Source organism: Corynebacterium sp. HMSC05E07 (assembly GCF_001807225.1).
GTDB lineage: Bacteria > Actinomycetota > Actinomycetes > Mycobacteriales > Mycobacteriaceae > Corynebacterium > Corynebacterium singulare.
Genome location: NZ_KV788271.1, coordinates 15,503 through 28,294 on the forward strand (window position 1 = coordinate 15,503; position 12,792 = coordinate 28,294).

Consider the following 12,792-nt stretch of genomic DNA (forward strand, 5'->3'; position numbering starts at 1 on the left):
CTGGCACGCTAGACGTTGGCTCGCTCGATGACCTCTTTGGCTAGGTCGCGGTATTGTTTCGCGGCCTGCGAGCTCGGCGCCCACGTCGTAATGGGCTCGCCAGCCACCGAAGTCTCCGGGAAACGTACCGTCCGGGTAATGACCGTGTCGAAGACCTTATCCCCGAAGTACTCGACCACGCGGTCCATGACTTCGCGGGCATGGCGAGTACGGCGGTCAAACATCGTAACGAGGATGCCCATGACCTCAAGGTCAAAGTTAATGCGGTCCGCAACCTTCTCCACCGTATCCGTCAACAGCGCTAAGCCACGCAGGGAGAAGAACTCGCACTCCATGGGGATAATCACACCCTGAGAACAAGCCAGCGCGTTCACGGTCAGCAGGCCCAAGGACGGCTGACAGTCGATAATGATGAAGTCATAGTCCTTGCGCACCGGGCGCAGAGCGCGGGCCAGGGTGTGCTCGCGGCCAACTTCGTTGACCATCTGAATCTCAGCCGCAGAGAGGTCAATGTTGGCTGGCACTAGGTCCAAACCCGCCACTCCAGTGTTCACGATGGCGGAATGAACCGAAACCTCGCTATCCAGCATGACGTCATAGATAGTGTCACCGATCTGATCATGAGTGAGGCCCAGGCCTGCCGACAAAGCGCCCTGGGGGTCCAAGTCAACGAGAAGGACTTTACGGCCAAGCTCCGCCAAGCACGCGCCCATGTTGATGGTGGACGTGGTCTTGCCCACGCCTCCCTTCTGGTTACACATGGAGATGATGGTGGCAGGGCCGTGCTTTTCCAGCGGCTCGGGTTCCGGCAGTTCCCGAAGTGGGCGGCCGGTCAACCCGACCTGCGCCTCCGAGGCTTCAAACAGTCCCTCGTCGCTCACAGTCACACCTGCTTCCTTGACCTGTACGGCCCCTTAAGTCCGGCCTGCAGCGCTTGCCGACGCCGCCTTCTTACATCGTTGTGATTACAGAGTACCCCCTGAGGCACCCGCCCCGCGATTATAGCCAGCAAAAATGGGGATATAAAGCCTAGCGGCTAGACTTCTTGCGCCGCCACAGCCAGATCACCACGCCGGCGATAAGCGCCACCAGCCCCACCCCGCCGATACCACTGATGATCTCGCCGGTGCTCAGCCCCGAGTCTTCAGCGTCTGTGGGCTCAGCGTTCCCCTCATCATCAGCATCCAGCTGCTGTTCAGACGGAACCTCCTGTGCGGTCTCCTGAGTGGGATCCGTTAATGTCACCACCAACTCCGCGGTCCCAGACTCCTTGTTAATGAACTGCATGATGAACGGGTTATCTGGCTCCTTGCCCTCCGGATATGTCAAGGTCATCGTGCGCGAGGCTTTGTCGATTTCTCGTTGCACGCCCTCGACGAACTCTCCCTGCGCATTGAGGTAGCGCAACGTAACGCCAGCATCCTCAAGGTGCTTGAAACGGTTATACAGGTCTAAGGCTTGCTTGAGGCCCAGCTTCGCGGTGATGGTCTGGCCTTCAATGGTGGACTCGAGGTTGATGTAGGAAGCTTGGGAATCATCGATGCCTTCCCATCCGCGACCAGTCCGCGGCGCACTCGGCTGCTCGTGTCCGGCTGTAGATTCTCGCGCCCCTCCCCCTTCGCGCTCACCGGAAGTCGAATCACCCGAAGAATTCTCGTCACCGTGAGCGCCAAGGGCGTCATCACCGTCAGTGCCCTCAGCATCGTGAGCTCCACCGGGGGCATCGCCATCACCGCCGTCAGAGCTCCGACCGTCTTGCCCGCTTGTCTCCTGAGGAGTGTGAGCAGTTCCGTCCAGGCTCTCTGGGTCACCGCTCGTTGCAGCATCGTTGAGGTCCTGTTCGGTCACCTGTTCATCAGCAACCAGAAGGAAGGTCATAGTGATGCCCTGGTAGGTCACCGGCACGCTCAGTTGACCACCTGCGGCAGGGGCGGAAACAGTGGCCGTCCCACCGGAGGCGGACACGCTCCAGCCGTCAGCTGCCACGTTGACGTCGACAGGCACGGGCAAAGAGACTGTTGTGGTTTGGCCAGCCGGTACTGGAATCGTCGCGTCTTGTGCCTGCGCAACAGCAACACCGTACCAATTCGCTGCCGCCACTGGCGCCACGGCGAGGGACGCCGCCGCAGCAACTGCTGCGAGACGGTGACGAAGGAAATCAAAATGGATCATGGAGATCTTTCGTTCGGGAATAGCTGCCGCGATTCTAAGCGCGAGGGTGCGCGGTACGCCACACCTCTCGGAGGGAATCGGCGGTGACGTGAGTATAAATCTGGGTGGTGGTTACCGAAGAATGCCCCAGCAATTCTTGGACGGTACGGACATCCGCCCCGCCTTCCAAGAGATGAGTGGCAAAGGAGTGACGAAGGGTATGCGGAGAAATGTTTGCCGTGAGCTGTGCGCGTTCAGCGGCGGTTTTGATAGCCGCCCAGGCACTTTGGCGGGACAGTGCCTTACCGCGCGTGTTGAGGAAAAGCGCATGTGAAGCACCCGTAGCCAGAATCGGCCGGGACCGGACAAGGTAGTCTTCCACAGCCTTCGCCGCATGAGAACCCATGGGGACAAGCCGCTGCTTATCGCCTTTACCGCTCAGCAGCACAATATCGCGCACGGAGCGAGGGGTATCACCAGTGACATCATCTACATGAAGAGAGATGACCTCTGAAATACGCGCACCGGTGCCATACAGCACCTCAAGCAAGGCACGGTCGCGGATATCGATAGGGGTTGCTGCCTCATCCGTCGGAATGGCGTTGAGCAGCTTGTCGACGTCATCCACAGTAAGCGTTTCCGGCAAGGTCTGGGCCTGCTTCGGGGGCGTGACCTCCGCTGCTACGTCGGTCTCAACAAGGCCCTCAGCAAGCGCAAACTTGTGCAGGCCGCGGGCAACAATAAGTGCGCGACTCGCAGAGGATTGAGCGAGTGACTCCCGCAAAGAGACCAGATAATTCTCGACGTGTGTTCGCTGCACGTGGCGCAGGTCAGAAATTCCAGTCTCCGCCAACCAAGAGACGTAACGGTTGATGTCACGGCGGTAATTGCTCACCGTATTTTTGGATGCGCCCTTCTCCACCAGGAGGTGCATTAGCCACGCCTGCCCTGCCGCCTGCGCAGGGGTTTCACCACTCACAGTTTCTTCAAGTCCACGCCAGCTCGGCGACGGGCCATGGATTGCGGACGGATATCAAAGGGCGAGTCCACCGAACGGGGAGTACGTGCGCCGCTCACACACGCATGCGCGGCGAGAATGCCGGCGATGGCGATAGAGTTGACGATTTCTCCGGAAAGAACGCTATCCACGGCCTCATCGAGGTCTACCCAAGCGAAGCCCATGTCTGCTTCTTCGTCGCCCTCGGCGTCAAGCTTGTCGACGTCCGAGATACCCTGCGCGATGAACACGCGCACGGCCTCCTCACAAAAGCCTGGGGAGGTTACGAGGTCAGCGAGCACACCCCACTCGCTTGCCGCGAGCCCGGCTTCTTCCTGCAGCTCGCGCTGGGCACCACTGAGCTCGTCCTCGCCTTTGACATCAAGCAGGCCGGCAGGCAATTCCCACAACCGCCTGCCGACGCTATGACGATACTGTTCCACCATAGCCACGCGATTCTGTTCATCCAGCGCCACGACGGCAACTGCGCCGAGGTGCTCCACGATTTCGCGCTTGGCTACAACGTCACCGGGCATAACGACATCATCGCGGCGAACGGCGAGGATGGGGGCGTCGAGAAGCAGCTCGCTGCCGACCACACGAAAGTCATGCGCCATTTATAGATCCTTCGGAAGCGCTGGGGCGGCACTCTGGGCATTGGCGGCGGCTCCGTACACGCCGTGTCCCCCGTCCAACTGTTCCTTGACCGCAAGAACAGCCGCCATCTGCGAGACCGGATGATCAATGGAGTCGACAGTGGTGATCTCCGTCTTGTCCTTGCGCAGCTTCTCTAGCGCCCCGCCATTACCGGCAGCGCGGACATGACCGGCATAGACAGTCGAGGTACCAACAGAATCGAATCCTTCAAGGAACTTCACAGTGGAATCGATTGCGTAGCGTGCCGGGGCGTCTTCCTCGCTGTCGTTTGCGGTCTGTGCGCCACCCACGACAATCACCGCTTGCGCAGGCAAAATTGTGGCGTCCTCGTACTCGATGTAGCCGGCCTCACGCAGAGCGCGCAACAAGGTGGCGCGGTCGTCAATAGATGCCAGCGGCTCTGTGCTCTTCGGATCGAGCATGAGCGCGGCTGCCATTGCTTCGCCCGCATGCGTTCCAGCATCCACCTTCTTCTCGTTGAGTTTGGCGCCCGCCGGAAGAGTGTTCGTGACGAGGGAAAGCAACTTGTCGGCGGCACCTTGGTCAAAGAACTTCCTGGTCAACGTGATGTGACCAGCATCGGTGGAATCGGCAGAGCCCAGCAACGCCTTGACCGCATTCACATCAGCCTCTTTGGCATCTGGGGTACTGAGGACCATGACTGGACGTTGGGCCAGAGAGCCATCGACGATGAAACGGTTGAGCTCACGAAGAACGGAGTCCGCGGAGTCTAACTGAGCCTCGTGGATCTCATTTTCGACCACGAGCTCGGCATACTTTTCCCGAACCTCATCCTTCGAACCACCGCCCGGAGCCCCGGGAGTGGCGTCCATGTTTGGCGCGATAAGCAGCGTGCCTAAGGCGACACCAAGGGCCGTGCCGAAGCCGAGGCCTGCGACGAGAAGTGACTTAGGCGAAGCCATTATTTAAACCACCCCTGCACGCTCAGGGCAAAGTTATTCCACGTGTCAATGAGGTTCTGAAGGAAGGATTCGTCTCCCCCAAGGCCAACGATAAGAATGACCACGGCGAGTGCGACCAGGATGCCGAGCAGAGCCCACAACCAGCCCATCGCACCGCCGCTCGGTGCGGTGTAGAGGTTGATCACCGCGTCAGCATCCACGAGTCGGGTGCCGGCCTTCATGTGGGTCAGCAACGCGGCCGGAGTCGCATTGGGCTTGTTGGCAAAGATGTCATCAAGGTCCAACGCTCCACCGACCTGCACAATCATCTGCGCTTCGTGGTAATCCGCCAGCAAGAGCGCAAGATCCGTAGCCGAGTCTGTAGCGGCCGGGAAGGTCATTGCACCAATGCCTAGGTCCTGGATGCGTTCTAGGCCTTCAGCGGTGCCGTCGGGCTCCGCGGGAAGAATGACCTGTGCACCTCCACGCAACGTCTCAGAACTCACTTCAGCAGGATCACCCACGATGAAGTGAGGCTGGTAGCCAAGCTCCACAACCGTGTCGGCCGCAGCATCGACGCCGATAATGATGGGCTCGTATTCGCGGATGAAGTTCCGTAGCAACGAGAGCTTCTTGCGGTGTTCTTCTGAAGGCGATACAACGAGTATCTTCCGTCCGGCCATGTCAGAGCCGGCATCGGGGACACCGAGACCATCGATCAGCAGCGGGCCCTCTGAATGGATGAACTCGATGGAGTTTCCAAAGTAGGCCTCCATGTGGTCAATGAGCTCGCGCTGGGCGGATGCGAAATTCTTCTCCGCGCGGTCGCGGGTGACTACGGTGCCAGACGTCAGCTGGGTATCCCCCACGTAAACGGTGCCGTCCTCGGTGAGGCGAGCCTTCTTGCCGTCCTTGAAGTGTGCTACGAAATCCTCGCCCACGCCTTCAATGAGGGTCACGTCGGCGTCGAGAAGCATGTGCGGGCCATAGTTGGGTATCGACCCAGTGGAGAATTCGGCAACGTTAATGACTGCTGCCGGCTTCATATCAACGAGGGTCTGGGCCTCTTGGCGGGAGATGTTGGCGGCGTTGATGACAGCGAAGTCACCGGCGCTGAACTTCTTCATGCCTTTTCCGCCCGGGGTGCAGTCACGAAGCGCGCCGTGCTCTCCAGGCAGATCGGTATTACGGGAAAACAGACTCATGCCTGACAGTTTCCCCTGTTAGAGGCTCAATGTGTGGAAGGCGCGCGGAAAGCAGCAACTTCTGCCTGCGCACGGTCAAAAAGCTCTTGTGCATGCGCGCGGCCAGTATCGGTGTCATCGAGGCCCGCCAACATGCGCGCCAGCTCTTCTACCCGTTCCTCAGCGCTGAGATCCGCAACGCCAGACGTGAATTTCTCCTTTGACACATGCAGATGCGAGTCCGCATAGGCGGCAACCTGGGGCAGGTGGGTGACACAAATAACCTGGTGTGTGGTGGAGAGCCGCGCTAGTCGACGCCCAATTTCCACCGCCGCGCGGCCACCCACACCGGCATCAACCTCATCGAAGACTAAGGTGGTTCCATCACCGCTGGCAAGGACGACCTCCATGGCAAGCATGACGCGCGAAAGCTCACCACCGGACGCCGCAGATGCCAATGGTTTACCGTTGAGCTGGAACTCCACCTCGTCCGCACCGCTCTTGGAATATTTGGTCTTGTTCACCGTGACCGTCAGCGTGGAATTCGGCATAGCTAGACCGTGGATCTCTTCCGTCACGTGCGAGCCAAGTTTCTTAGCGGCCTTCGTGCGCGCCGATGTCAGCTTCTCCGCCTTGGCCACCATGACTTTCTCTGCCTCCATGACGTCCTTCTTGAGTGCCTCGAGGGCCTCGGAGGACGTGTCGAGCGTGGCGAGTTTGGCCTCTGCAGAGTCCCGCCACTCTAAGACACCGTCGATGTCGGCAGCATACTTTCGAGTCAGGCGCTTGAGTTCTTGCTGACGCTGCAGAGATTCTTCGAGGAGACTAGGGTCCGCGGGAAGATCACTGAGATACGTCGCAAGCTCGGTTGCAATGTCGGTGAGCTGACTGGAGACCTCACTGAGGCGCTCACCCAACCTCGCCAACGCCGCATCGGTGGAGCCCGCTAGCGCCGATTCCGCAGCACCGACAAGGTTCACGGCAGTATCTTCATCACCAAAACCTTCACCACCATCAAGGGCTGTCAGTGCCGAAGCGGCGGCTTCGCGCAGGGTGTCCACATCCTGCAATCGCCGAATGAGGGTTACCAGCTCCGTGTCTTCACCAGGCTCCGGATCTAGGTCGGTGATTTCGGTGATAGCGAACTGGAGGCGGTCTACTTCCTGTGCCATCTCACGGCGCTTTTCCGTGCGGCGCTGATAATCCTTCGCCAGAGCACGCCAGTGACTGAAGGCCTCCGTGTACGCGGTACGGACCTTATCGATAGCCGGCTCAAACCTATCAATCGCTGCCAGCTGTTGATCCGCCGCGAGCAATCTGAGCTGGTCATTTTGGCCGTGGACGGTAATGAGGTGGGAGGCGAAGTCACCCAGAGTGGCGGCGGGAACAGCTCGCCCTCCCAAATAGGCGCGAGAGCGACCCGCCGAGGACACCGTGCGGGAAGCGATATATTCGCCGTTTTCATCAGCCTCTCCCCCGGCGTCCTCGACCAGCTGCGCGACTGCCTCCGAGTGAGAAGAAAAATGTCCCTCGACCGCAGCCTTCGCCGCACCATCTCGTACCCGGGAAGCATCGGCGCGCCCACCAGCCAGTAGGCGAAGTCCGGTAACGACCATGGTCTTACCGGCACCGGTTTCACCCGTGAGAACGGTTAAACCATGCGAGAGCTCCGCTGAGGAGCTTTCGATGACGCCAAGGTCAGCAATGCTGATGTCTACGAGCACGTCGGGAGTTCCTCCTTGTTCTGCTCCACTCTTAAAGGAGCATATTAGCGGCGCGGTCCGCGCCAACCTTCCACTGGCAACCGAAGTTTGGAGACGAGGCGGTCGGTGAACGGTTGATCATCGAGTCTGACCCAGCGCACTGGACGTTCACCACGAACAATCTCGACACGCGCTCCGGGTGGCATCGAAATTTCACGGAAGCCATCAAGGATTACCACGGCTGGAGTCGTCGCCGATGCCGACTCCACCGCGACTTGGGAATCAGGTGACACGACGAGAGGCTTGGTGAAAAGGGCATGAGCATTGTTCGGCACCACGAGGATCGCATCCAGAGAGGGCCACAGCACTGGGCCACCGGCGGAGAAAGCATAAGCGGTGGAACCAGTCGGAGTGGAAATAAGAACACCATCGCAACCAAACGAGGACACGGGGCGACCGTCAATCTCAAGGATTGCATCGAGTACTCCCGAGCGGTTGAGATTCTCAATCGAGGCCTCGTTCAGCGCCCAGCCACGCTGGCGGAGCTCACCTTCGGAATCAAACACGGCGACGTCGATTGTCAGCCGATCCTCAACCTCATAGGTCTGCTCGATAACCCTCACGAGAGCGCGGTCAAGGGACTCTGCCTCCCATTCGGCAAGGAAGCCCACGTGCCCCAGGTTAATGCCCAGCACTGGGACATCCACGGCCCGGGCCATGTCCGCAGCCCGAAGAAAGGTGCCATCACCGCCGAGCACGAGAACGAGTTCGCACCCTTCGGCCGCCGCCGGGGTGTGTTTGACGTGCTGCAAACCTGACAAAACGGTATCTGCGGCGCACACGCGCACCTTAATTCCAGCTTCTTGCAGCAGTTCCGCTGCTCGATGCGTAGCAACAAGGTTCTCCTCACGGCTGGCATGCGGGACAAGGAGAATTTCGCGACGAGCCGTGGCCTCTGCCGTAACAGTCCTACTCACTGTGGTCCCTCCTTGATGGCCGTGTCGATCATGGCGTCAAGCTTATCTTCTGCCGTAGACATGCCGTCCTTCACAAGCCAGAGGAAATACTCCACGTTGCCACTTGGGCCCGGCAACGGCGAGGCTGCGACACCATGCACACTAAGTCCGAGGCTCTGAGCAAAAAGCGCAACATCCTTAGTTACCTCAGCACGTAGCTCCGGCGAGCGCACCACGCCACCCGAGCCAATGCGATCCTTGCCGACCTCGAACTGCGGTTTCACCATGGGCAGCAACCATGCGCCTTCGGACATGCAGTGCACGATGGCCGGAAGGACGAGCTTGAGGGAAATGAAAGACAGATCTCCCACCATGGCATCACACGGGCCGTCGGTCTGCTCCAGCGTGAGGTTGCGAATATTCGTGCGGTCGAGCACAGTTACCCGGTCATCATTCTGCAGCCTCCACAGCAGCTGACCGTAGCCCACATCGACAGCCAGCACTTCAGCTGCGCCTTCGCGTAGACATACGTCAGTAAAGCCACCAGTCGACGCCCCCGCATCCAAGACGCGCCGTCCTTTCAATTCCACGTCAAACGCTTCGAGAGCTCCCAGGAGCTTGTGCGCGCCTCGCGACGCCCAGTCGTCCCCCTCTTCTGCTTCCACCTTGATGGAGACCTCTGGTTCCACCACAGTGGCAGGTTTTGTCGCTGTGAATCCGCCAACCGTGACGCGTCCAGCCTTGATCATGTCCACTGCTTGCTCGCGAGAGCGTGCGATCTTGCGGCGAACCAGCTCCGCATCGAGGCGGCGACGTTGTGGGGGCATATGTGAATCTTTCCTCAGTTGTCTTGGAGAGCATCACGCAACACAGCGTGCGCACGATCCAACTGCACCAGCTCCTCCTCGAGGGAATCAGCTGGCTCCTGCAGAATGGCAGCCACGGAGGCGTCGAGTGCTTCCGGCGCCATGACTGCTCGCGGGTCATGTGGCTTTACTGCCATGTGGATACGGCCTTCTCAGCGAACTCACTGCGTGGCTGGATGTAGCGTGGCGGCTTGGGGCCAGCCCAGGCGACTTCGAGAACCGTGCGCAGCGCTTCGATCGACGTCGACTTTTCGTTACCGCCCTGCAGCACGATGTCATAGCCGTCGTAACGCGCCATGAACCCACCCTGTGCACCCGGACTTGCCTGTGCTTCTGAGAGGGAGAGCTCATGGAAGCCCGCGCCAATAAAATTTGGACGCAGATCCACCGGTGCCTCAATGAGCTCAAGCTCACGGGACACACCGGTAAGCACATGGAACGTGTCCATTGCTGCCGTGTTTCCGCCCGCAATATCAGTGTCAAGGCGGTCACCCACTGCAAGTGGCTTCGTCGCGCCCACCAGCTTGGCTGCTTGAGTAAACATGGCCGGTTCCGGCTTACCAGCTGATTTGGGCTCCACGCCAGTGGTCGAGGTAATGGCTGCAACGAGCGAGCCATTACCTACAGCCAAACCACGTTCCGTCGGCAGCTGGGTGTCCAAATTCGAGGCATAGTATTTCGCCCCGTTATTGATGGCGATTGCGCCTTCTGAAAGCTGTGTCCAGCCCACAGATTTGTCCATTCCTTGGAGGACGGCTGCAGGCTTGTCATCAGCACTGTCGACGACTTCGAATCCCGCTTCACGGGCTAGCGCGCGGAACGAATCGGCGCCAATGATCAAAACCTTGGCTCCCGCTGACAGGTCCTCGCGAGCCATACGAATTGCGGCCTGCGCAGACGTGACGACATGCCCAGCGTCAGTCTTAACACCGATTTCCCCAAGCATTTCTGCCACCGTCTGCGGACTACGCGAAGCGTTATTCGTTACATACACGGTTGGGATACCGCACGAGTTGACGACGTCCACGACGCACTGCAACGCCTGGCCGCCTTCCCACACAGTTCCGTCAAGATCCAGCAAGAGCGAATCATGGGTTTTGAGAATACTCATTGTTAAAACTCGGCCAGACGCTCCGCCGCGTCCGTCCAGTCTCCTTCATCGATGTCAGACGCGTGCTGGAACCATTCCTTGGCTTCATCCTTACGGCCTGCTTCCAGCAGTGCATTGCCATAGGCATAGGAAAGACGGCAAGCAGCAACTCCGGTAGCGTCCTTGTTCGGCTGCGCGCGTTGTATCGTGACCACAGCTGAATCTGCCTGTCCCATGTCCAGTCGTGCCCCCGCGGCAACGATGGCCAACTCGATAGCATCCTCTGGTGCGAGTTCCTTGGCGTCTTCACTACGCCACAGCTCGACTGCCTTTTCGGGACGGCCGAGACCACGCTCGCAGTCAGCTATAACGGCAAGAAGGCCCGGCCCGCCGGAAATACGGCGAGCCGCACGAAGCTCGGCCAAAGCCTCCTTCCACTCACCAGCACGGTAAGCTGCAATACCATTCATCTCTCGTGCCACAGAGACACGTCCGGCGCGATCCTTTGCGGCGCGTGCGTGACGAAGACTCAGCTTCGGATCATCGTCCAACCACGTTGCTGCCATAATGAGGTGTTTAGCTACGGCCTCAGAATTCTCCTTCGACAACGACGAAAGATCCTGGAGAACCGAAGGATCAAGGTCAGTGATGTCAATATCAGACGGCAGATCCGGGTCCGTCATGCGGCGGTTAATTCGCTCCTCACGGTAACCAGAGCGCTGGGGGTGCGAGACCTTGTGCTTATCACGCTCATAGCCCTTGTGATTGCTACGCCGGTCATCACGACGCGGTTGAGCGCCATCACGCCTGCCACGACGCTCATCACGGCGATCACCGCGACGCTCTTCGCGACGCCCCTGTGATCCGCCGCGCTTGTCAAACTTGCGGCCCCCAGAGCGATTGTGTCCACGGTTGCCATTCGAGGACCCTTCGCGGTCCCGGTCCTGTTCGCGGCCGTGGTCGCGGGAGTTGGTTTCAGACATTAAAGCTATGCACTTTCTGCGATCGACGCGTCCGTATGTACCGAACCAGTGTACAGGTCAGCACCCCTAAAACAGCAATATGTTCCGCCGCTAGTGAAGCGCCCCACATTCCCCGTAGCCTGTACTCTCACCCCTCAAAAGGTGACTTGTCTAGAGGCCAGCCATAGTGGACGCGTTCGAGCCCCGCGGCAATCTGCGCCTCATTCAATCCGGTCTCCAAACTTCCGTGCCCCAACGGTTTCCCGCGCACAACAGCAAAAAAGGACCAACCGTTGTTGCGCTGAGGGTCGAGCCGAACCCTTCGAAGATCGCTTGCCAAAGCCACCCTCTTTGACTCCAATTCACGCGGGCTTTGAGCTTGCGCCTCAAAATCCTCAAAGGTGTGTGTTTCCCCGCTCGGCGCCATGATCATAAGCTTCGTCCGGTAGAAGTACTTAGATTTCCCCGATTTTACATTGTTCTCATCGAAATAGAGACTGCCCAACCACGCAGGGTAGCAATCGATCCAGCCGTTCTTCCACGCCGTAGACAACTTATTCATAAACAACCGCCACGACACGATCCGATACACGTGATAAACAAGGAACCCCCCAAGTAGAAGAAAGACCAACAACGGAACTTCTTGGCTGTTAAGCGCCCAGACTATGAGGATGAAAACTGACTCAAGTAGCGCAAAGATTCCTAGAAACAAAAAGGCCTCCAACCACGTCCCGCCATCGGGAACAGGCCCCTCCTCTTTGAACACCTCATAGAGATTATAGGGCGAAGCGTCTTCATTCTTTTCCTTGTATGGAACAGATTCAAGATCGGCGAGAAAGACAGGGTTATAGGAATTTTTAAAAGCCACCGAAGATTGGGAAAAATCCACCATCATCTCCTCCATCCCGCCGCCAAGATCGCGCTACGCAACATATTAGTAAACAAGACCCGCAAAAAGTGCGAGAACAACGCTAAAACGCACGTATACCACGCCTCCTTACAGAGCGAACGTTGTGCTGGGTTACTATTTGGCCAGACCTGGATGTCCAGACGTGCTGGTGGACTGGTTGGTGGGTGTGGCTGGTGGTGGGTGCTGTGCTGGGGGACTGGGTTTTCAGGTCTGCACTTTTAGGTTCAAGTCTTCACCCTGCGGGCAGGGCGTGGAACCAGGCACAGGCAATAAGGTTGTGGTTGTTCGTGCTGGGTAGTGGTGGTGTGTGAAAACGCAGAAAAAGGGGGGGCCGTTAAAGCGGTGTTGCTTTAGCGGCCCCTCTCTTTCTAGAGGTTTGTATGAAGTTGTTTGTTTGTTGTTTGGTGTCGGCGG

Annotated in this window: 12 protein-coding genes and 1 pseudogene; all 13 read right to left on the reverse strand. The window is 58.7% G+C overall.

Annotation, left to right across the window (positions count from 1 at the left end; translation table 11 throughout):
• Positions 1–8 precede the first annotated feature (8 nt).
• Positions 9–887: a ParA family protein gene (locus tag HMPREF3149_RS10915; RefSeq protein WP_186302173.1), complete on the reverse strand. Its 879-nt coding sequence runs from the start codon at positions 885–887 to the stop codon at positions 9–11.
• Between the two features lie 142 nt (positions 888–1,029).
• On the reverse strand, positions 1,030–2,172 hold the full coding sequence (locus HMPREF3149_RS10920; RefSeq protein ID WP_070538126.1) for a hypothetical protein: 1,143 nt from the start codon (positions 2,170–2,172) through the stop codon (positions 1,030–1,032).
• A gap of 34 nt (positions 2,173–2,206) precedes the next feature.
• Positions 2,207–3,130, reverse strand: coding sequence for a site-specific tyrosine recombinase XerD (gene xerD / locus HMPREF3149_RS10925; RefSeq protein ID WP_256366440.1), 924 nt, complete (start codon positions 3,128–3,130; stop codon positions 2,207–2,209).
• Positions 3,127–3,765 carry an NUDIX domain-containing protein gene (locus HMPREF3149_RS10930; protein ID WP_070538130.1) on the reverse strand — a complete coding sequence of 213 codons (639 nt, stop codon included), beginning with the start codon at positions 3,763–3,765 and terminating at the stop codon, positions 3,127–3,129. The genes xerD and HMPREF3149_RS10930 overlap by 4 nt, the downstream gene beginning before the upstream one ends.
• Positions 3,766–4,728, reverse strand: a complete 963-nt coding sequence (locus tag HMPREF3149_RS10935; RefSeq protein WP_070538133.1) for a copper transporter — start codon at positions 4,726–4,728, stop codon at positions 3,766–3,768.
• Positions 4,728–5,912, reverse strand: coding sequence for a putative cytokinetic ring protein SteA (gene steA / locus HMPREF3149_RS10940; RefSeq protein WP_070538134.1), 1,185 nt, complete (start codon positions 5,910–5,912; stop codon positions 4,728–4,730). The genes HMPREF3149_RS10935 and steA overlap by 1 nt, the downstream gene beginning before the upstream one ends.
• Positions 5,913–5,938: 26 nt before the next feature.
• Positions 5,939–7,615, reverse strand: coding sequence for a DNA repair protein RecN (recN, locus tag HMPREF3149_RS10945; RefSeq protein ID WP_070538136.1), 1,677 nt, complete (start codon positions 7,613–7,615; stop codon positions 5,939–5,941).
• Positions 7,616–7,659: 44 nt separating this feature from the next.
• Positions 7,660–8,571, reverse strand: coding sequence for an NAD kinase (locus tag HMPREF3149_RS10950; protein WP_042530973.1), 912 nt, complete (start codon positions 8,569–8,571; stop codon positions 7,660–7,662).
• Positions 8,568–9,377: a TlyA family RNA methyltransferase gene (locus HMPREF3149_RS10955; protein ID WP_070538138.1), complete on the reverse strand. Its 810-nt coding sequence runs from the start codon at positions 9,375–9,377 to the stop codon at positions 8,568–8,570. Before HMPREF3149_RS10955 ends, HMPREF3149_RS10950 begins: the two co-directional genes overlap by 4 nt.
• Before the next feature lie 14 nt (positions 9,378–9,391).
• The gene (locus HMPREF3149_RS13680; protein ID WP_168162215.1) at positions 9,392–9,553 is read right to left on the reverse strand and encodes a hypothetical protein; all 162 of its coding nucleotides are present in this window, start codon (positions 9,551–9,553) and stop codon (positions 9,392–9,394) included.
• Positions 9,544–10,527: an HAD-IIA family hydrolase gene (locus HMPREF3149_RS10960; RefSeq protein WP_070538141.1), complete on the reverse strand. Its 984-nt coding sequence runs from the start codon at positions 10,525–10,527 to the stop codon at positions 9,544–9,546. The genes HMPREF3149_RS13680 and HMPREF3149_RS10960 overlap by 10 nt, the downstream gene beginning before the upstream one ends.
• A 2-nt stretch (positions 10,528–10,529) precedes the next feature.
• Positions 10,530–11,528, reverse strand: a pseudogene (locus HMPREF3149_RS10965) (hypothetical protein); the annotation flags it as partial.
• 88 nt (positions 11,529–11,616) lie between these two features.
• A complete protein-coding gene (locus HMPREF3149_RS10970; RefSeq protein WP_070538153.1) occupies positions 11,617–12,357 on the reverse strand; it encodes a hypothetical protein in 741 nt (246 codons plus the stop codon).
• Positions 12,358–12,792 lie beyond the last annotated feature (435 nt).